This window comes from Labilibaculum manganireducens (genome assembly GCF_963665805.2).
In the GTDB taxonomy this organism is placed as follows: Bacteria; Bacteroidota; Bacteroidia; order Bacteroidales; family Marinifilaceae; genus Labilibaculum; species Labilibaculum manganireducens.
This window is the reverse complement of the sequence record NZ_CAXXEE010000003.1, coordinates 4,840,108-4,859,630: the sequence shown is the minus strand read 5'-3', so window position 1 is coordinate 4,859,630 and position 19,523 is coordinate 4,840,108. Positions and strand designations below refer to the sequence as shown.

Annotated in this window: 17 protein-coding genes and 1 tRNA gene; 14 read left to right on the top strand and 4 right to left on the bottom strand. The window is 35.7% G+C overall.

The window, feature by feature from the left end:
- Positions 1-116 precede the first annotated feature (116 nt).
- The 6 genes from ACHZAX_RS19185 to ACHZAX_RS19160 all read left to right on the top strand — a co-directional run bounded on the left by ACHZAX_RS19185 (position 117) and on the right by ACHZAX_RS19160 (position 5,673).
- Complete coding sequence (locus tag ACHZAX_RS19185; protein ID WP_320020215.1) at positions 117-1,334, top strand: hypothetical protein; 1,218 nt, start codon at positions 117-119, stop codon at positions 1,332-1,334.
- 397 nt (positions 1,335-1,731) lie between these two features.
- The gene (locus ACHZAX_RS19180) at positions 1,732-2,988 is read left to right on the top strand and encodes a peptidase U32 family protein (protein WP_320020214.1); all 1,257 of its coding nucleotides are present in this window, start codon (positions 1,732-1,734) and stop codon (positions 2,986-2,988) included.
- Positions 2,989-3,124: 136 nt separating this feature from the next.
- Complete coding sequence (locus ACHZAX_RS19175) at positions 3,125-3,259, top strand: hypothetical protein (protein ID WP_281256426.1); 135 nt, start codon at positions 3,125-3,127, stop codon at positions 3,257-3,259.
- Between the two features lie 23 nt (positions 3,260-3,282).
- On the top strand, positions 3,283-3,786 hold the full coding sequence (locus ACHZAX_RS19170) for a peroxiredoxin family protein (protein ID WP_320020213.1): 504 nt from the start codon (positions 3,283-3,285) through the stop codon (positions 3,784-3,786).
- Between the two features lie 12 nt (positions 3,787-3,798).
- Positions 3,799-4,602, top strand: coding sequence for a DUF2797 domain-containing protein (locus ACHZAX_RS19165; protein ID WP_320020212.1), 804 nt, complete (start codon positions 3,799-3,801; stop codon positions 4,600-4,602).
- Positions 4,603-4,656: 54 nt separating this feature from the next.
- Entirely contained in the window at positions 4,657-5,673 is a 1,017-nt protein-coding gene (locus tag ACHZAX_RS19160; RefSeq protein ID WP_320020211.1) for a branched-chain amino acid aminotransferase, read from the top strand.
- A 142-nt stretch (positions 5,674-5,815) separates the two neighbouring features.
- Here ACHZAX_RS19160 and ACHZAX_RS19155 read toward each other — a convergent pair whose 3' ends face one another.
- Together ACHZAX_RS19155 and ACHZAX_RS19150 are read right to left on the bottom strand one after the other, a co-directional pair.
- Positions 5,816-7,039: an aminotransferase-like domain-containing protein gene (locus ACHZAX_RS19155; protein WP_320020210.1), complete on the bottom strand. Its 1,224-nt coding sequence runs from the start codon at positions 7,037-7,039 to the stop codon at positions 5,816-5,818.
- Between the two features lie 159 nt (positions 7,040-7,198).
- A complete protein-coding gene (locus ACHZAX_RS19150; RefSeq protein ID WP_320020209.1) occupies positions 7,199-8,716 on the bottom strand; it encodes an adenylate/guanylate cyclase domain-containing protein in 1,518 nt (505 codons plus the stop codon).
- A gap of 193 nt (positions 8,717-8,909) precedes the next feature.
- Between ACHZAX_RS19150 and ACHZAX_RS19145 the strand changes: the two genes are divergently transcribed.
- From ACHZAX_RS19145 to ACHZAX_RS19110, 8 genes are all read left to right on the top strand, one after another.
- Positions 8,910-9,737: a universal stress protein gene (locus ACHZAX_RS19145; RefSeq protein WP_320020208.1), complete on the top strand. Its 828-nt coding sequence runs from the start codon at positions 8,910-8,912 to the stop codon at positions 9,735-9,737.
- 84 nt (positions 9,738-9,821) lie between these two features.
- Positions 9,822-10,403: a non-canonical purine NTP diphosphatase gene (locus ACHZAX_RS19140; protein ID WP_320020207.1), complete on the top strand. Its 582-nt coding sequence runs from the start codon at positions 9,822-9,824 to the stop codon at positions 10,401-10,403.
- A 57-nt stretch (positions 10,404-10,460) separates the two neighbouring features.
- Positions 10,461-12,743: a type IX secretion system anionic LPS delivery protein PorZ gene (gene porZ / locus ACHZAX_RS19135; RefSeq protein WP_320020206.1), complete on the top strand. Its 2,283-nt coding sequence runs from the start codon at positions 10,461-10,463 to the stop codon at positions 12,741-12,743.
- An 11-nt stretch (positions 12,744-12,754) separates the two neighbouring features.
- Positions 12,755-13,489, top strand: a complete 735-nt coding sequence (recO, locus tag ACHZAX_RS19130) for a DNA repair protein RecO (protein WP_320020205.1) — start codon at positions 12,755-12,757, stop codon at positions 13,487-13,489.
- Positions 13,490-13,573: 84 nt separating this feature from the next.
- Positions 13,574-13,645 (top strand) — tRNA-Arg (locus tag ACHZAX_RS19125).
- Positions 13,646-14,338: 693 nt separating this feature from the next.
- Positions 14,339-14,635: a hypothetical protein gene (locus ACHZAX_RS19120; protein WP_320020204.1), complete on the top strand. Its 297-nt coding sequence runs from the start codon at positions 14,339-14,341 to the stop codon at positions 14,633-14,635.
- A gap of 15 nt (positions 14,636-14,650) precedes the next feature.
- Positions 14,651-15,220 carry a hypothetical protein gene (locus tag ACHZAX_RS19115; RefSeq protein WP_320020203.1) on the top strand — a complete coding sequence of 190 codons (570 nt, stop codon included), beginning with the start codon at positions 14,651-14,653 and terminating at the stop codon, positions 15,218-15,220.
- Positions 15,221-15,658: 438 nt separating this feature from the next.
- Positions 15,659-16,828, top strand: a complete 1,170-nt coding sequence (locus ACHZAX_RS19110) for a hypothetical protein (RefSeq protein ID WP_320020202.1) — start codon at positions 15,659-15,661, stop codon at positions 16,826-16,828.
- A 742-nt stretch (positions 16,829-17,570) separates the two neighbouring features.
- Here the strand turns inward: ACHZAX_RS19110 and ACHZAX_RS19105 are convergent.
- Together ACHZAX_RS19105 and ACHZAX_RS19100 are read right to left on the bottom strand one after the other, a co-directional pair.
- Complete coding sequence (locus tag ACHZAX_RS19105) at positions 17,571-19,058, bottom strand: glycoside hydrolase family 130 protein (protein ID WP_320020201.1); 1,488 nt, start codon at positions 19,056-19,058, stop codon at positions 17,571-17,573.
- Positions 19,059-19,267: 209 nt separating this feature from the next.
- Positions 19,268-19,456, bottom strand: a complete 189-nt coding sequence (locus ACHZAX_RS19100; protein ID WP_218973076.1) for a hypothetical protein — start codon at positions 19,454-19,456, stop codon at positions 19,268-19,270.
- Between the last annotated feature and the right edge of the window lie 67 nt (positions 19,457-19,523).

Sequence of the window (19,523 nt, the reverse complement as noted above, 5' to 3'; positions counted from 1 at the left end):
ATTATTTCAGCTTGTTAAGTTACTAATGTTAAGCAAATTATTTTACATTCGTGAATGTTTAAAAAAACATAGTTTATTCAAAAGAATAGGCTTTTTAACTTTTACAAAAGAAACTTATGAAAATAAAATTATTTTTAATGATGTGCTTGGCAGGAGCACTTAACCTCTCTTGTTCCGATAGTGATGATACAATTGAATTGGTAGCAGGAAAACTTAATGTTACTGAAGCCAAAGCAGGCGATGAGTTGATAATTACGGGTGAAGGATTCAGCACTGTAAAAGAAGAAAACCTGGTAAAATTGAATGACCTGATTATTCCTGTTGCAGAAGCAACAGCTTCTCAGCTTAAGCTTATTCTTCCCAAAGAAGCTAAAACAGGAATCCTTTCTGTAGCAGTCGATGAAAAAAGTATTGATTTTGGTGTTTTTAAGGTGTTGGAAGAAAAGATGTTTCTTATGAAAAGCATATGCGATAATGGCGGTGATTTTATCGTGACCATTGATCCGGTATCGGGAGAAGAAACACCTTTTATGGAGTTACCTAAGATTGCAAATGATGTAGACATGATGTATACTTCGTTATGTTATTTGAGCAAGACGAAAGAATTATTGGTTGCAGTTCGTCCTGAGTATCCTGTGGATCAATACAAAATTCTTAAAATCAATGTTGAAACAAAGGAACTTAAAGAATATGACTTTGGAAAAATTGATGAGCTTGAGGATCTAGATGTAATCTCGGATGGTATTAGTGAAGTTTATCTTGTGAAGAAATATGAATCTACGACAGATAAAGGTTTATACTCAACTATTAATAAGGTGGATATGGACGCAAAGAAACTTGAATTACTAGCAACGGTTGAAGGATATATGCCTTATGGTGCTGATATTTATGATGGTGGAAAGAAGATGCTGTTTCTAAATGGAAAAAGTGATGGTGATGATTATAAATTGATGAGTTTGAATTTTTCAGAGAAAACGGTAAAAATGATTTCTTTAAACTACCCTAAACACTTATGCCGTATAATTACTAATGGTGAGGATCAGGTTTTTTGTGTCAGTTCTGATAATAACAAGGAAAGTCTTTTGAAAATTGATCTTGAAAAAGGAACAGATGAATTATTTATTCAATTTGAGGATGGTGAAGAGTGGTATGCTAATGCTTGCTATTGTAAAACAGGAAATGAAATTGTTTTCTTTTTAGAATATGATAGTGATTATATTGATGGAACAGAAAGAATGTTCAAAGCGAATTTGAATAATAAGACTACAAGTGAAGTAATGTTCAAGGATAATCAGAGTAACTGGTTAGGTTATCCATTTGCTATATTTTTATAATTGAAATATGAAATAATGACCTTTATTGTGAGATCTTCAATAAGATTGAATATTTTACAATCAAAAATGGAAAAGACATTCTTCCTATTATTGATTATAGGATTTGGAATAACAGTATTCAATTTTTAGCAGAACCTAATTTACTAGATGAGCCCACTCTTGCGAGTGGGTTTTTTTGCGGATTAGAAAATGGATGCTTTTTAATACATAAAATTGATTCGCGGAAACCAGCCTTAATTGCTAACCCAAAACAATTTTGATGTTCTATTTATTTTGCAGGAATGGCTCATAAAGAGTACTTTTGCTGAGTATCAGAAAGAAGGTGTTTTTGCCTGAAAAAGCAGAAATCATTCTAAATAGTGAATTTTTTATTTTTCCAGATAAGGGGATTTTTTAGATGAATAGAAGTGAAATTGAATTAATGGCGCCGGTTGGTTCGTACGAATCATTGATGGCTGCCATACAGGGAGGAGCCAATTCTATCTATTTTGGCATTGAGCAGTTGAATATGAGATCAAGATCTTCGAACAACTTTACCATCGAAGATTTGCACAATATTGCTTCTATTTGTCAGGAGAACAATATCAAATCGTACCTAACGGTGAACACTGTTTTGTTCGATCATGATATCAAAGTAATGCACAAAATTGTAGATGCGGCAAAAGAAGGTGGCGTAACAGCAATTATTGCTGCCGATGTTTCTGCAATCATGTATGCCCGAACAATTGATGTGGAAGTTCACATTTCCACCCAATGCAACATTACCAACATCGAGGCAGTGAAGTTTTATGCTCAGTTTGCCGATGTGGTAGTTCTGGCTCGGGAATTGAATTTGAATCAGGTAGCAGCTATCTACAAGCAAATTGTTGATGAGGAAATCCGCGGGCCAAAAGGGGAGTTGATTCAGATTGAAATGTTTGCCCACGGAGCATTGTGTATGGCAGTTTCAGGAAAATGCTATTTGAGTCTGCATGAGAAAAATTCATCGGCGAATCGTGGTGCCTGCATGCAAACATGCCGAAAAGCCTATACAGTTACCGAAAAAGAATCTGGAAATCAGCTGGAGATCGATAATGAATACATCATGTCGCCAAAAGATTTGTGCACCATTGGTTTTCTAAATAAAATGCTCGATGCAGGAGTTCGTGTCTTGAAATTTGAAGGCCGGGCCCGCTCTCCGGAATATGTAAAAACAGTGGTTTCAAATTATAACGAAGCTGTTGATGCGTATTTGGAAGGTGCTTATACCCGTGATAAAATCGACCAATGGATGGAGAATCTGGCAACAGTTTTTAATCGTGGTTTTTGGGATGGTTATTATCTCGGACAAAAGATTGGAGAATGGAGTGAGGAGTACGGCAACCGGGCAACCAAGCGCAAGATGTTGATTGGTAAGGGAACCAATTACTTTGCCAAGATTAAAGTGGCAGAATTTTTATTGGAATCGCAGGAATTAAAGGTGGGTGATCAGATTTTGATAACCGGGCCAACAACCGGAGTAATTGAAACAACCGTAAAAGAAATTCGGGTTGATCTGAAATCAGTCGAAAAAGCCGTTAAAGGCGATAGCTTTTCCATTTCAATGGATACAATGATTCGCCGGTCGGATAAATTGTATAAGATTGTAGAGGTGACCAACGACTTAATTCAGTAGAGAGTCTAAAGTCTGAAGTCAATAACGTTTTGAAGAGTTTGAAAATTTGCCCTGAAAGGGACAAGTAATATAGCACAGGGCAATGCCCTGTGTGATTGTAATAGTTGTAAACTGTCGCGCGGTTTTATTTAAACAGATGAGATATCGTTATTCGCGACGGAATAAGAAAGAATATAGTATTGATGTAAACAAAATCAAACATGAAACGTCCATGCCAGGTAATTATGGCACACAGGAAGATGATTATCCCGGCATGGTAAGTTCCATGTGACAAAAACTTACAATTATAAACACATGAAAAAAATATTCATTACACTATTGGCCATTGTTGCTACAGCAAATCTTTTTGCACAGGATCAACAAGGATCACTGGTAAAAACCGGCGATCAGGTGCCCAATTTTTCGGTTCTTACTCTGGATGGAAAAGAATTTGCTATCAGTGATTTAAAGGGTAAGGTTGTTTTGGTTAACTTTTTTGCTACCTGGTGTGGACCCTGCATGAAAGAACTGCCGGAAGTTGAAAGTCAGTTGTGGCCTAAATTTAAAAATGAAAATTTTGCAATGGTTTCTATTGGACGAGAGCACACAAAGGAACAATTGGAAGCATTCAACGAGAAAAAAGGCTTTACATTTCCTATCGCTCCCGATCCTAAACGGGAGGTGTATGCTAAATTTGCGAGTCAGTACATTCCCCGTAACTTTATTGTTGATAAAACAGGTAAAATTGTATGGCAGGGAGTTGGCTTTAGTCAGGAAGAACTCGAGCATATGATGAAAGTGATTCAAGAGAATTTATAAATAGAGAATTGAATGCAGAAGCAGGGAAACATCAGAAAAATGAGAACTGATCTTAAAGAGATCGTTGAGTATCAGCTGCCAATAGGCGAAGATGTAGTTCAAATGAATCTTTTGATAGGTAAGAGGTTAAAATTTACTTATTTAGGACAGATCAATTGTATTCATTGTGGAAAGAAAACGAAGACATCTTTCTCGCAGGGATATTGCTATTCTTGTTTTACTACGCTTCCGCAGACTGATGAAAGTATTCTTCGTCCGGAGCTGGATCTTTCCTATTTGGGAATTTCCCGCGATATGGAATGGGCAAAAAAGAATTCACTTCAACCTCATTTTGTGTATCTGGCTTACTCCGGAAATCTGAAAGTGGGAGTTACCCGGGAATCGCAGGTGCCTACCCGTTGGATGGATCAGGGAGCGAGCAAAGCCGTTAAATTGGCAAAAACGCCCAATCGTCACATTGCCGGTATTATTGAAGTAGCTCTAAAAGACCATTTCTCGGATAAAACCAACTGGCGTGCAATGCTAAAGTTGGAACACACTGAAGGCGTTGATTTATTATCCGAAAAGAAAAAAGCCGGAGGCTTATTGCATCCTGAATTGCAGCAATATATTTCTGATGAGGATGAGGTGTTTGAAATGATTTATCCTATGAGTTCGCAACCGGAAAAGATAGTTAGTTTTGGGTTCGAAAAGGAGAAAGAATACTCGGGAATTTTGAAAGGAATTAAAGGACAATATCTTATCTTTGAAGACGGAAAAGTTCTTAATATCAGGAAACACAACGGTTACTTGATTGAAATTTCAGTAGAAGATTAAAAACAATAAACACAACTATATATTCTTTACTAATCGTAAAATTCTTAATTAAAGATGGAAAACATAGACTGGAAACAATTTGGTTTCGGTTATACTAAAACCGATTACAATGTTCGTTGTCACTTTCGTGATGGAAAATGGGGAGAATTGGAAATTTCTTCTTCAGATCAGGTAAATGTGCACATTGCAGCTACCGGTTTGCATTACGGACAGCAGGCATTCGAAGGTTTAAAGGCGTTTAAAGGTCCTGATGGGAAAGTGAGAGTATTTCGTATTGACGAAAATGCGAAACGTATGCAATCGTCATCTCATGGCATCATGATGGCTGAAATGCCTGTCGATTTATTCGAAGAAGCAGTAATTAAAACCATCAAATTAAACGAGAGATGGATTCCGCCATACGAATCGGGAGCCTCTTTATATATCCGTCCGGTACTTTTCGGAAATGGAGCGCAGGTAGGTGTAAATCCAGCTCCTGAATATACGTTTGCCATATTTGTAATGCCGGTTGGTCCTTACTTTAAAGAAGGATTCAAACCAACTGATTACGTAATCTATCGTGAATACGATCGTGCGGCTCCACAAGGAACAGGAACCATTAAAGTTGGTGGTAACTATGCTTCTTCGTTAAGAGGAGGAACCCGCGCGCACAAAGAAGGATTTTCGGCTGTATTATTTTTGGATGCAAAAGAAAAAAAATACATCGACGAATGTGGTCCGGCCAACTTCTTCGGAATAAAGGACAACACTTACGTAACTCCAAAATCGAACTCTATTTTGCCATCAATTACAAACAAAAGTTTGTGCCAGATTGCCGAAGATATGGGAATGACTGTTGAGCGTAGAAAAGTTACGGTTGAAGAATTAGCTGATTTTACCGAGGCAGGTGCTTGTGGTACAGCAGCTGTAATTTCTCCAATTCGTAAAATTGTTGATGCCGATAATAAGGTTGACTATTTTTATGGTGATGAGGCCGGAGAGACCAGCTTTAAATTATATAATACACTTCGTGGAATTCAGTACGGAACTGTTGAAGACAAACACAACTGGAATACAATTATCGAATTCTAAGCAATGCAAATGGCTTTATTCCAGATTTTATACAAAGAGGGAGTTCTAATTTAGAACTCCCTCTTTTCTCATTGTAAGGTGAGAATTTAGGATTTATAATTATTATAAAAAAGTGTTTAATCTTTCAAAAAAGATCAAACGGTTACGCATTCACTTTGTTATTCATCAACATTTTAATTGATTCAGCCAAACGCTGCACTCCAATTCTACTGCGCTCTTCATCAACATACGAAAAGTTAATTCTCATTGTATTCTTTCCACTGCCATCGCAGTGAAAGGCAGATCCCAATACAAAGGCAACATTTTTCTGAATGGCAATTTCGAACAGATCTTGGGCATCCATATTTTCCGGTAAGTTAAGAAAAAGAAACAAACCACCCTCAGGTTTTGTCCAGGTAACACCTTTCGGCATAAATTCTTCGAAAGCGTTAAGCATAACATCACGTTTGCGGTGATACATCTCAATTATAGTTTTTAAATTCTTATCAAACAGTCCTTTTTCAAGATATTTAGCCGCAATTTTTTGAACAAAAGGAGACGTGCACAAATCTGTAGATTGTTTTGCTTTTACAAATTTGTCGATGATTGCCTCATGAGCGATTACCCAGCCAATTCTAAATCCGGGAACGAATATTTTAGAGAAGGTTCCAAGTGCAATTACATGTCCCGAATTATCAAGCTCGAACATCATTTTCTGATCTTTTCCTTCGAATCGTAATTCTCTGTAGGGACTATCTTCAATTATAAGGATATTGTATTTTTTAGCTATTGTAATGATTTCAAGTCTTCTGAATTCAGGCATTGTGATTCCTGCAGGGTTTTGAAAATCAGGAATTACATATATGAATTTTGGTAGTTCACCTTCTTCCAGCATTTTTGCCAGAGTTTTCTCTAATAAATCGGAACGCATTCCAAATTCATCGAATTTGATTCCGACGGGAGTGGCTCCGTAGCTCGAAAAGGCACCCAGTCCACCCAGATAGCTAGGTAATCCGCAAATAAAATGATCTCCTCGGTTCAGAAAAATTTTACCTGCCAAGTCGAGTCCTTGCTGAGAAGAGGTAAGAATCACCAGATTATCTGAAGAGATAGATAATCCTTGCTTCTGATATCTTTCAGTTAAAATTTCACGAAGTTTTGTATCTCCTTCGGTAGCTCCATATTGCAGGGCGGCATCTCCATCTTCTTCTAAAACTTCATTGCTTATTTGTTTTAATTCTTCGATAGGAAAGGTGTTGGGAGCAGGAAGTCCCCCGGCAAAAGAGATAATTTCCGGTTTCTGTGTCAACTTTAACAATTCTCTGATAACAGATCGTTTCATGCTTTTCGCACTATCAGAAAGAATGTCTTCAAGATTTGTAATCATTATTTCCCCTTTTTAAAATGGTTTTATTTGATGAAATACTCAAGGAGTATCGCACTATTAAATTTACGTTTTTTAAGGGGAAAAGCAATTAAATCGAAAACAAAAAAGGCTTTTTTGATTGTAATTTATAATCAATATGTCTGAAAAGAAGAAAATTAATTAGATCAATTCCCGAAGTTTATCGAGCTGTCGTATTTTATTTACATCTCTCATGTTGCGGGCAGTTTCGGTAAAATATTGATGATTTTCAATAAATTTTATCTGAAGACGGTTCCAGTCATCAATGCTTTTAATTTTACCATGCTCTTTTAGCTCCCGATACAGATTACCCGAAACAGGAATAAAGTCGGTACGACCAAGGTAATCCAAATCAGCGTCACAGATAATCATTTCCAGATTTGTTTTAGGCTGTGGCGGAAATTTGGTATGCATGATCAGATTGGAAATTTCATTGATTTGCTGCTCAGAATAGGAATATTTTGGAAGTATGTGCCGTGCCATTTTTACACTGCACTCTTCATGTTCATTATAGGAAAGAATAAAACCGGTGTCATGAAACAATGCGGCAGTCTTAATAATAAGCATTTCAGCATCGGAAAGCCCCTCTTTCCGGCCAATTATTTCAACTTCGGTAATAACATCAATAGTATGTTTTAAATTGTGATAGTAAAGGTTCTTGGGCAGCTCATTTTCCAGTTTGGTAAGAATGGCTTCTTCCAAATCATCATAGCGAAGCATCTGAAACTGAGTCTGGAAATGCTGGTTAGGAACCAATCCTTTTAAATCGCCTGACATGTTGGGCTTGAATCCTTTAACAAAGTACATATCAATATTTCCTTTGTATTTCACAGGCATCCTACCTCTGTATTCGCAGATAAAGAAATCTTTAATGAGCATATAGGTCATGCCCGAAATATTTATTTCGCTAACCGATCCTGACGACTCCATTCTGCTGGCCGTATTTACAGTGTCGCCCCAAATATCGTAACTTACCTTTTTAGTACCAACAACACCTGCAATTACAGGACCTGTATGAACTCCAATCCGCAATCCCCAAATGCCTTTTTTACCTGCTTTAGAGTTTATTTTCATACTTTTCATGTATTGCTGAATCTCCATAGCAGCCAAAATTACCTCAATAGGGTTTGTTCTGTTTTTATTGGGAATACCGCCGGCACACATGTAGGCATCACCAACTGTTTTTATTTTTTCGATATTGAATTTCTCTACGATTGTATCGAAGTGCATAAAAAACTTGTCTAACTCATCAATCAGATCTTCGGGATTCATTTGTTCAACAATTTTTGTGAATCCATGAATATCCGAGAACAAAACGGTAACCATCCGGAATCTTCTGGAGCTTACTTTTCCGGTTGATTGTAATTCTTCTGCTGTTTGTTGAGGCAATAGGTTGGAAAGAAGTTTTTCCGCTTTGTCTTTTTGCAGAATTATCTCTTGATTTTTATCGTAAAATTCATTTTCAATCTCTTTTTTCTGTTTTTTAAGTTTTCTTTTGTACCATAAATACATCAAAGCAAGAAGAAATAGCTGTAAAACAGCTAATACAATCATGTTCTCAGAAATAAAATTCAACGCATTTTCCCTTAAAGTTATAAGTAATCCTGATATGTAATTAACTGAATATAAAAACATTACATTAAGAGAGATTTGAATCATTAGCTGGAAATTAAAATACACGGTAAACAATGGTAATAAAAATAGCCAAGAATTTTTAAATAATCGTCTTAAGCTTAAATTAATACGGAATAATATCAGACTTGGTTAAAATTTGCTAGTTTAGTAGAAAATGGCTAAATTGTAACACGGTTATGTTAAAACTATTTACGACTATCCTCTTTTACTATAAACTATGGAAAACACTAAGAGATCAATACTTGTGGCGTGGGATTTTTCGACTGTCGCAGAGTACGCATTGGAACACGCTTTGATATTTGCTGAAAATGTTGATGCAAATGTTACATTACTGCACATTGTCAAAAAAGGTTCTCAGCTTGATGAAGCCAATGCAAAAATGGCCGAAGCAGTTATGCAAATCGAAAAAGAGAGGGGAGTTCGCCCTGAGGTGATTGTTCGCGAGGGTAGTATTTTTACATCGATTAATGATATTGCTAAAGAAATGAATTCCATGTTGGTGCTTATGGGTACTCATGGTATTAAAGGAATGCAAAAACTTACCGGTAGCTGGGCGCTGAAGGTTATTGTCGGGTCACGCGTACCTTTTGTTGTGGTGCAGGCTCCTCCTGTTCAAAAGAAATATTCATCGGTAGTATTGCCTGTCGACTTTAAAAAGGAAAATAAGGAGAAATTAAGCTGGGCTGAATTTTTAGGTAAATTCTTTAAAGCAAAAATGAGGATTATTACTCCTAAGATTCCTGAAGGTCAAATGCTTCAGAGAACAAAGGCAAATCTTGTTTTTGCGAAAAAGTATTTGGAAAACAGAGGTATCGATTATGAAATTGATACAGCTGATGGTGGCAATGATTTTGCAATGGAGACAGTCGATTTTGCGAAAAAAATTGATGCAGATATCATTTTAATCATGACTACCAAGAACATATCGTTTCAGGACTATATGTTAGGAGCACATGAGCAGTTTGTGATTGCCAATTCAGCTCATATTCCTGTAATGTGTGTGAATCCGAGAACTGATCTGGCTAAATACGGCAGTTTTTATTAAAGTATGAATTTGAAATTTATATATTTGAACAACGGTTGTATGACCGTTGTTTTTTTATATCCTTGAATTGATAAAGAAGTAAATATGAAGCTTGTTTTTGCAACCAATAACCAAAACAAACTAAAAGAACTGCAAAATCTTTTAGGAGAAGAAATAGAATTGTTAAGTCTGGCAGATATTAATTGTGACGAAGAGATTCCGGAAGATCATGAAACTCTCGAAGAAAATGCAAGTCAAAAAGCTCAGTATATTTTCAATAAATTTAATGTGAATTGCTTTGCCGATGATACGGGATTGGAAATAGAATCATTAAATAATGAACCAGGTGTTTATTCTGCCCGGTATGCAGGTGAAGAACGGGATGCTAAATCCAACATGAAAAAGGTTCTTGAGAACCTAAAAGGAGTCGAAAATAGAAAATCAAGATTTAGAACGGTAATTTCTTTATTAATTGATGGTAAGGAGATTCAGTTTGAAGGTATAGTTGAAGGAAATATCCTTGAAAAAGAACGTGGAATTGATGGTTTTGGTTACGATCCAATTTTTGAACCGGAGGGATATGATATTTCATTTGCCGAGATGGATATGACAGAGAAAAACAAAATCAGCCACAGAGGTTTGGCTGTGCGTAAACTGGTAGATTATCTGTTGAGCCATAAGAGATAAAGTCTGCTCTTTTAATTAAAAATTTCAAGTATACTTTCTTGCTAATAAAAGTATTGTATGAAGCTGCGAATCCGATATGTTTACTCTTTTTTATTCGTCATTTTTGCTTTGAGTGCTCAAAGCCAGATAAAGATTGGTGAATGGAGGGAACATTTGCCATATCAAAAAGCGAAAAGCCTGATTACTGGTGGTGAAAATTTGTATTGCCTGACTGAGTCGGGTTTGTTTTCTTATTCCTTAAGCGATAATGAAATAGCAGCTTACAGTAAAACAAAAGGCTTGTCGGAATCGGAAATTTCAGCAGTCGCTTGGTTAGAAAGTTCTCAAAGTCTTTTGATTGGATATGAAAGCGGAAATTTGGATGTAATTTCAGATGGAAACATTCATAGTATTTCAGATATCAAAAATTTCAACTTGGTGGAGAACAAGTCCATCAATTCAATGACTGCAAAGGGTAAGCTTGTCTATTTGGGAACTGATTTTGGAATAGTGGTTATTAATTTGGATAAAATGGAAGTCGCTGATACCTATTTTATTGGTGCAGGAGGTGAAAAGTTAGTTGTTAATGACATCAAAATAAATTCATCTGCAATATGGGCGGCAACTGATCAAGGCATTTTTAAAGCAGATTTATCTTCGGGTAATTTGGCCGATTTTAATAATTGGGAGCAAGAGCAGGGTATTCCTGAATATCAAAGAAAATGCGGACATCTGGAAGTTATTGATGGTGATGTGATTGTAAGTCGTTTTGTGTCCGAAACAGCAAGTGAGTTGTATAGTTACCGCAGTGGCATCTGGTCTAACTTTTCCGGAAGTTTTGATCGTATTTATTCTATTCAAAATATCAACAATAGCCTTTGGGTAATACAAGCCGACAAAATCCGGATTTTTAATTCGAACGGGATTGAAAACGAAGTTTTGCAATACTCGGGTATTACTGAAATGCACGATGCTTTGGTTGTTGATGGACGAACATTTGTTGCTGATTATCAGAAATCACTGCAGGAGATAATTGGGAGCAGTCCGAATCAAATTAAACCGGATGGTCCGCAGAGTCGCAATATATCCAATATTTTTTCGGCAGCAGAACAAACGTGGGCTGTGGCCGGAGATGTAACAGCTTCTTATGATGGTTCAGGAGAGAAAGCCGAATTGTTTTTGTTCGAAAATCAGAAATGGACTAATTATTCAAATGAAAATATCCCTTCGTTCAGCAACAAGTCTGATTTGTTGAGACTCACAAACAATAAAAGAGATCAATCGCTAATTTACGCAGCCAGCTGGGGCGATGGAATATTTGTATTTAAAGACAGGGAATATCAGGCCAACTGGAATTTTGAAAATTCACCGCTTGGCACGAAAGGAATTAGTGGAATGGATTCGGATGAGGATGGAAAGCTTTGGATTTTAGATGCAGGTTCCTCTGCCCCGGTAAAAATTCTTTCAACTGCCGGAGAATGGACTTCATTAAGTTATTCGACCTTAGCCAATCGGGCAGATATGCAAAAGATTGTGTGTCTTAAAAATGGCGATAAATGGGTTTTAAATTCGCCTGGACAAGCTCTTTTCGCATTCAATGAGAATGAGACTCTTTCCAATACGGATGATGATGCGCTGGCTTCTTTCTTTGTTCGGGATGAAAACAATTCAAGCATTGGTTCGAAGGTTTACGATTTAATTGAAGATGAGAAAGGGGATGTTTGGGTAGGAACATCGAGCGGAATAGCTGTTTATTCGAATCCGGGGAATATTTTCAGAACAGGGAACTTTTTTGCTTATCAGCCTATAATTACCATTGATGGTTCCACTCAGTTTTTGTTAGGAACGGAAAGTGTGAATACAATTGCTTTGAACGGAGCCAATCAAAAATGGTTGGGAACAGCGAATTCCGGCGTTTTCCTGATTTCAGAGAACGGAAATGAACAATTGGCACACTTTACAAATGAAAACAGCCCTTTGCCTTCGAATACAATTCAGAAAATATCGGTAAACCAAGGAACAGGAGAAGTCTTTTTTGTGACTGATAAGGGAATGGTTTCTTACAAAGGTGCAGTGACAGCAGGAACAGAATCGTATAACAATCTCTATGTTTATCCGAATCCTGTTCGGGAAACCTACCACGGAGATGTTGTGGTGAGCGGTTTAATTGCAGAATCGACTGTAAAAATTACTGATATTAGCGGTAATTTGGTGATGGAAGGAAAATCGGGTGGAGGACAGTTCATTTGGGATGGAAAAAATTTCAATGGATCGCGAGTTCATACAGGCGTATATCTTATTTTCTGTTCCAATTCCGATGGATCTAAATCGAAGGTGATTAAATTGCTATTCATTCATTAAATTAAATTCTGATGATTTATAAGACCAAGGGAATTGTTCTGAATCAGATTAAGTATGGCGAAACCAGCTTGATTGTTCAGGTGTATACCGAAAAGTTTGGTCGTCAGTCGTACATGGTGAAAGGTGGAAGATCCAAAAAATCAAGTATGAAAAGTAACCTGTTTCGTCCGTTTTTTCTTTTGGAAATGGAAGTTTATCATCGAGAAGGAAAGAATATTCAGTCGATAAAAGAGGTTCGGCTTTGCGAGAATCTAAACAATTTAGTTTTTGACGTTTACAAAAGCACAATGGTTCTCTTTCTTACCGAAGTGTGTTCTAAAGTGCTTCGGGAGGAAGAACAGAATCAGGAACTATTTGTATTTCTGTACAATAGTATACGTTATCTTGATCTTACTGAAGAATCTATTGGACGATTTCATTTGTATTTTTTAAGTAAGCTGACACGCTTCCTTGGTTTTTACCCTCAACTCAATTGGTCGGATCGAAAAGCTTTTTTTGATATGGATAATGGCTTTTTTGTGGAGGAAGACAGGACACATGCGCATTGTCTTGAAAAGGACCTAAGCAGAAAGCTTTATTCTTTATTCTCTACTTCAATTGATCTTGTTAAGGAGTTAAAAATGAGCAAAGAAGATGTGAATGTACTTTTGCGCGCAATTTTGAACTTTTACGCCCTTCAAATCGATGGTTTCAGCAATTTAAAGTCCTTATCAGTTCTCCATGAACTGTTCTTGGAAGAGGAATAATCTGTACCTAATTTTTATTTATTTAAAAGCTTTCTGCAATTGTTTTGTTGATTAGCAAGATTTGAATATTTTTGCATGTCTTTTGGCCCCATAGTTCAAGGGATAGAACAAGTGTTTCCTAAACACTAGATACAGGTTCGAGTCCTGTTGGGGCTACTAAAATACTGATAATAAAATGATTATCGGTATTTTTATTTTAATGCTGTCTCAGTCCCATTCTGAACAAGCAAATTTCTCGAAAAAATATTATTTCCTTAGAAAGCAATTTAGGCATGTTGCACCTAGTTGACGGCCTAAATATGCCAAATCCTTACAATTTATAGATTCATCCTGAAAGTTTTTTAGGATTGCATAAAACCCGCTTAATTTTCATTCCGTTATTTAGCTACCAAATTGATTTGTTTTGCTATCAGAAAGATCGTTTAAGTAGGATAAACGATTGGGATAGAAGCGGTATAAGTAATCTAGTTAGAAAGTCGCTGAGATTGGGATAAATAACTCTTAAGAACCCTTTACAATAGCTTTATTTATAGGTTTCATTCTCGTGTGCACCAATTAATCAACTGATGTGGTTTTTTATTCCCGAATAGAAATACATTGTTTCTTGGCTCAATATTTAGCTTATCCAGTTATCGAGATAACTACGTCTACTTAAGGCTAAATAATCTTTACTTTCTCAAATTTATATTAAATATGACGTCCAAAAATACCGTTTACAAGTATTCGTTTTTGTTAGATTGCTGATAGTTATGTTTTTAACCATTTTTGTTCGTTCCTGACTATTTAGTACTTTATAGGTTAATTTAAATATTAATAATGAGTGATATTTTAGACAAACAGTGTAATGTGATGAATAAGTTTAGATTTATTCTTCAGCTAATAGACAAAGGCGAAATCGTAAGTAATGATGATATTGATAATCAAATTGAAAACGATGGATTATTTAGTTTCCTTGAAAAGATAAATCAAAATATAGATCATCCTCTTACTAAAGATCAATGGGATGATGATTTGTCAGAAGAGATTCTTGGATTTCACTATGAGAAAGATTTCTTTTCCTTATATGAGAATGGGTTAATTTCACTCTCATATTTGTTATGGGAGATTAACATGAAATATTGGAGAGAGTATTTAAAGGTAAATTAATCACGATCTTAAATTATGGATTTAACAGAGCAAGAATATAAAAAGTTCAAAGCAGATTATTGTTTGAAAATTTTAGTGCAAGAATACCAATTTTCACAATGGGTGACTAAGTTTATTTTTATGGGACAAGAACTCATGAAGAAATATGATGTGATATATCACGGAACTTTTCACATTGTATTTTATGAGCTAATTACATCTGGCCTTAATTATACAAATGATGTCATGTTGGCTCTTAAGAACAGTACCAATACTGAGAAAATAAACTTCTATAATACAATAGAAACGAGTTTGAATAAGATGAAATCTATTTTCACACGTGAAGAATTAGACTACATTGAATATAGAAGACATAATGCTTCTCATATTTTCCAGAATAAATATGAGAAGCAATTAAAAAAAAATGGTGAGATATTATCTGAGCGCAAAGGCATTAGTATTGATAAGATTAATGATGATTTTCAACAATTATTAAGAAAGCATGGGAGTGATCGAGATTTTGATAAATATATGCTTAATAAATTATTCCCATTAATATCAGAGCTTAATGACAAAATTCAAGAAATACAATCCAATAGACAATAGTTTAGATACTCTCGTGATAGTTGCTCTTTTCACCTTAAAATCAGGGCTTGTAATCCTCTTTAGGTTCAAAAAAACTGGACAGGAAATAACTAGTAACCTGCAACACAACTATAGATATACCCGTTGCTCATAAGTCGATAAATATTAAGATGACAAAAGAAGATATTACAAGTTATAATTTAAAAAAAACGCGATCGTAAAGTAGATCTCAATATCACTGATTTTTGTGTTATTGATGATGATTATCCGTCAAATATATCATTCGATAATTGCAGTTTTAAGGATCTGGTTATTAGTTGTAGTGTTAAAAAGAATATACGGATAGATAATTGCACATTTGAGAATTTTACAATTGAAGGTAACATTAATGAACTATATATCGATAATCTTGAGAAATGTGAGTCTATAAATATAGAATGTGGAAATATTAACTTTTTAATGTTTAATGAATCAGAGATTAATAATGTTAGAATATTCTCAAGTCAAAGTTCAATTATTAATATAGATCGATTGTTTTTTTTTGAGAATAAAATCAATGAAATTATATTGTCAGGAGTAATTAAAAAATGTGAATTCTGGGGGAATGTATCAATAGCGAAAATACACTCTCAAGCAGAAATAAACACGTTTCTAATTACTAAAACTAATTATAGAAATTTAAAAATTGTAAGTTGTGAAATTGGAGAATTGAGTATTATAGAGAAAAATAACACGGAATTTACTCTACATGATGCAGATTTTAAAAAATTTATTTTTGTTGCTAACAGGTCAAAGTCTAATATAACAGTTCGAAAATGTGTTTTTCATGAAATTATATTTGAAAATAACTTTGATAGCAGTATTGTTTTTATTTCAACATCATCTATTCGGGATTCAATTATATTTAAAAGGTGTGAAGTCTCACAATTGATTTTATCAAATTTAGATTTAAGTAGAACGAGATTTATTCTGCTTGATAGTTTTCTAAATAATTTTAGATGGCATCATGTAAAATGGGCTTCAAATATAAAATACTTTAAAAACGAAGAAGATACTGCATATGATCCATTAGACACATTACGATTATTAAAACAAAATGCGATAAAATTAGAAGATGTATTCTGCAAAATAAATTTTCAACAACTCGAATTTTCTTCAATTACTGATAGAATTAGAGGTTCTAAATGGAATAATTGGAGATTCAAAAAACTTAAATGGATTATAAATCCTTTTAGAGATTTCTATTTAATTTTTCATAAGAATAATGGTTTTCATAGCGTTGATAAATGTATTTTTTATCTCAATGGTTATTCAAATAACCATGGTTTAAATCCTCTAAGGGGTGTGCTATTTACTTTGGGGATTGGTTTGATGTTTTTCATGTTGTATGTATATAACCTCTCTGGCATTAGTTTTCAATGGGGATGGTCTGGCTTCTCAGAGTTCGGTAATGTTATAGAAGAATATTTACCCCATTTTTGTAAATTCTTATACCCTGGTCATCGATTTGATTTTATGGCTGGATTTAATCCAAATTCCTATGCAAGTATATTTGATTTGTTGGGACGTATATTTATTGGATATGGTTATTATCAAATTGTTAGATCATTCAGAAAGTATTCAAAATAAAATTTAAGCCCTAAATCAATGAAAATTTTCAAGGGGGACAAATAAGGGTACATTAAAAGATTTTAAAGCCCATAAATAGCTAATATTCAAGTCTTAAATGTTTTTAGTTTGGGTTCTGTTGGGGCTACCGATAAAATCCTTGTAAGTTCATAGCTTACGAGGATTTTTATTTTTGGATCTCAAAGCGCTTTTGTGTTTGTTATTTCAAAGATTAAAATGTCTGTTTAGTTGATTATTATAGGTTTGTTAAATTGGAATTTGAGGATCGATGATAAAGATACTCCCGCTTGTGCACGATTGTATCGGTTTCATAAAATTTGCTGGCAAACTGTCATCATGCAAATTGGAAACAGGAATTTCTGTTGGCAAAACTACTCTCAGTGATTAAAATTGGCTGAAACCATGCGGCAAAATGCTCCCGACGAGTAGACTTGGGTAAAACCACGCGGCAAAATGCTCCCGACGATCAAATTTGAACAAAACCATGCGGCAATGTCCTCTCGATCACCAATAGGTAATTTTTTCCGTTGGCAAACTGCTCCCGACGACCAAACTTGAGTAAAACCACGTGGTAAATACTTCAAACCGAAGGTCAATTGCTCCAAACTCCTAAAGGGGCTTACCGGCAGGAGGTTTAGGAAGAAGTTAGAGGCCGCTGTTTTTTTTGAAGTCCCCTTTAAGGGATTTAGGGGTAGAAGAGAATCAAAGCGCTGAATGTTAATTGCCTCGTCCCTTCAGGAATTTAGGGTTTATCCTCTTGCTTTTGAAATTTCATGCAGGAGAGCAGGTCGCTTAAATCGATAGTTGCAATGCCCGATGATATATCAGACATGGCATATGGAATAATTAATTTATGATTGCGTAATAAGCCTCCGCACGAATAGATAACATTCGGTACATAACCTTCACGTTCCTCTTCGTTGGGTGTGAGCAATGGTTCTTCAAGTTGTGCAATTACTTTTGCAGGATCATCCAGATCGAGTAGAATGGCACCTATGGAGTATTGACGCATAGGCCCCACACCATGAGTAAGCACAAGCCAGCCTTCATCAATTTCAATGGGCGATCCGCAATTTCCTATTTGTATAAATTCCCATGGTTTTGAAGGTTCTTGTATAATTTTAGACTCCTGCCAAAAATGCAGATGATCCGAAAACATGATGTGATTGTTTTCTCCGTCCTGACGTGACAGCATTACATATCTGCCTTTTATTTTGCGGGGAAATAATGCCATTCCTTTGTTTTGCACAGCCTTACCATTTAAAGTGATAACATTAAAATTGAGAAAATCTTTTGTTTCTATTAGTTGCGGAAGGATACTCACTCCATTATAAGCCGTGTAGGTTGCATAGTATATGCTTTCGTCTGTGTCGTTGTGAAATTGAACAAAACGGGCATCCTCAATACCTCTGTTTTCATTTTCAGAATAGGGAAATATTACACGCTCCGAAATTCCGCAGCTTTTATCAAACTGTATGTTGTAGTTCGAATTAGCCAACCAAAATAAAGTGTTAATTACTTTATCGTTACAGCTAAAGTCCGGATCCATGTGAAGTACACCAATACTTACTTTTAACTCCTGAAAAGTAAACCGGTCGGGTATTTGTTCCATTACCCGGCTGCTTGTTTCGTCCCATGCATTTAAGTCTTCCAATTTAAGTCGAAACAGATGGCTGTCATAAAACGGGTTGTGGCGCATTTTCGATGTCTCAACAAACTCGCTGATCGGATCGAAAAGAATTGAATCGTCTTTGTTGATGACACCACTTCGAAAAACGATTGATGAAATATGTCCTTCGCCTGTTGCACGCAGGCTCATTATAAAACGGAGACTGCCTTTGGGTAAATTGCTTTGATCCGGATGAGGAACCATTGAAGGATTGAAAAGAGCCGCCGATTCAATGGAGTACTCCATTGTAAAACAGGCTCCAATGATCTTTTTTTTCGTTTTACTTATTGTGATGCCGTGAGGCAAAAATTCCGAAACATTATCAAAGTGTTCCGTTATTTGCCGTTCGATATCTTTGTGTCTGTCGCTGAATTTATGACAAATGGTTTGCATTAATTTCCCTGCTTCATCATCGCTAAGCTTCAAAACCCGGTCGATGATATGATCGATACGCGATAAGCCACCTGGTACATGTGCACGGGTAATTACCCGTGACGAATCACGCATGATTTTAATCGTTTTCCGACTAATGAGTCTGCTGATTTCCTCTGTTCTTTTCATTTGTATTGCCTTATTGCTTTTAATAAAATGCGGTTACTTCTCTAAAATTTTTCGATAAACTTCTAAATATCCTTCTATCATTTTTTCCTGAGTAAATTTCGATTCTGCCTATTCTTTGCAATACACCCTGCTTATCCATTTTATCGAACCAACGGCAAGCTCAGCTTCATCAATTGTATTCACCAAAAAAACTGATTTGCCGGACTGTTTTAATTCCGGAACAAGCGGTTGCCGATACGAATTCCAATTTGCCTTTTGTTTTTGGAGTTTCCTGTTGCAAACAGGCTAACATCAATTCCCTTTTCAACAAGTCCTTCGGCAATATTTGAAGCCACCTGTTCCCACGGGCCGTATTTTGTTGGCGGTGTTCTCCATGCAATAAATACAGCTGTTTTCATGTGCTTATTGGGTTTGTGTAAACAATGGGTAACTGGTTGATCTAAAACAGCGGTGCCTGCACACATT

What these genes read in the sequence shown, in the direction of transcription:
- ACHZAX_RS19185 (WP_320020215.1), top strand. Translation starts at nt 117, where the DNA reads ATGAAAATAAAATTATTTTTAATGATGTGCTTGGCAGGAGCACTTAAC.
- ACHZAX_RS19180 (WP_320020214.1), top strand. Translation starts at nt 1,732, where the DNA reads ATGAATAGAAGTGAAATTGAATTAATGGCGCCGGTTGGTTCGTACGAA.
- ACHZAX_RS19175 (WP_281256426.1), top strand. Translation starts at nt 3,125, where the DNA reads ATGAGATATCGTTATTCGCGACGGAATAAGAAAGAATATAGTATTGAT.
- ACHZAX_RS19170 (WP_320020213.1), top strand. Translation starts at nt 3,283, where the DNA reads ATGAAAAAAATATTCATTACACTATTGGCCATTGTTGCTACAGCAAAT.
- ACHZAX_RS19165 (WP_320020212.1), top strand. Translation starts at nt 3,799, where the DNA reads ATGCAGAAGCAGGGAAACATCAGAAAAATGAGAACTGATCTTAAAGAG.
- ACHZAX_RS19160 (WP_320020211.1), top strand. Translation starts at nt 4,657, where the DNA reads ATGGAAAACATAGACTGGAAACAATTTGGTTTCGGTTATACTAAAACC.
- ACHZAX_RS19155 (WP_320020210.1), bottom strand. Translation starts at nt 7,039, where the DNA reads ATGATTACAAATCTTGAAGACATTCTTTCTGATAGTGCGAAAAGCATG.
- ACHZAX_RS19150 (WP_320020209.1), bottom strand. Translation starts at nt 8,716, where the DNA reads ATGATTCAAATCTCTCTTAATGTAATGTTTTTATATTCAGTTAATTAC.
- ACHZAX_RS19145 (WP_320020208.1), top strand. Translation starts at nt 8,910, where the DNA reads ATGGAAAACACTAAGAGATCAATACTTGTGGCGTGGGATTTTTCGACT.
- ACHZAX_RS19140 (WP_320020207.1), top strand. Translation starts at nt 9,822, where the DNA reads ATGAAGCTTGTTTTTGCAACCAATAACCAAAACAAACTAAAAGAACTG.
- porZ (WP_320020206.1), top strand. Translation starts at nt 10,461, where the DNA reads ATGAAGCTGCGAATCCGATATGTTTACTCTTTTTTATTCGTCATTTTT.
- recO (WP_320020205.1), top strand. Translation starts at nt 12,755, where the DNA reads ATGATTTATAAGACCAAGGGAATTGTTCTGAATCAGATTAAGTATGGC.
- ACHZAX_RS19120 (WP_320020204.1), top strand. Translation starts at nt 14,339, where the DNA reads ATGAATAAGTTTAGATTTATTCTTCAGCTAATAGACAAAGGCGAAATC.
- ACHZAX_RS19115 (WP_320020203.1), top strand. Translation starts at nt 14,651, where the DNA reads ATGGATTTAACAGAGCAAGAATATAAAAAGTTCAAAGCAGATTATTGT.
- ACHZAX_RS19110 (WP_320020202.1), top strand. Translation starts at nt 15,659, where the DNA reads ATGTTTAATGAATCAGAGATTAATAATGTTAGAATATTCTCAAGTCAA.
- ACHZAX_RS19105 (WP_320020201.1), bottom strand. Translation starts at nt 19,058, where the DNA reads ATGAAAAGAACAGAGGAAATCAGCAGACTCATTAGTCGGAAAACGATT.
- ACHZAX_RS19100 (WP_218973076.1), bottom strand. Translation starts at nt 19,456, where the DNA reads ATGAAAACAGCTGTATTTATTGCATGGAGAACACCGCCAACAAAATAC.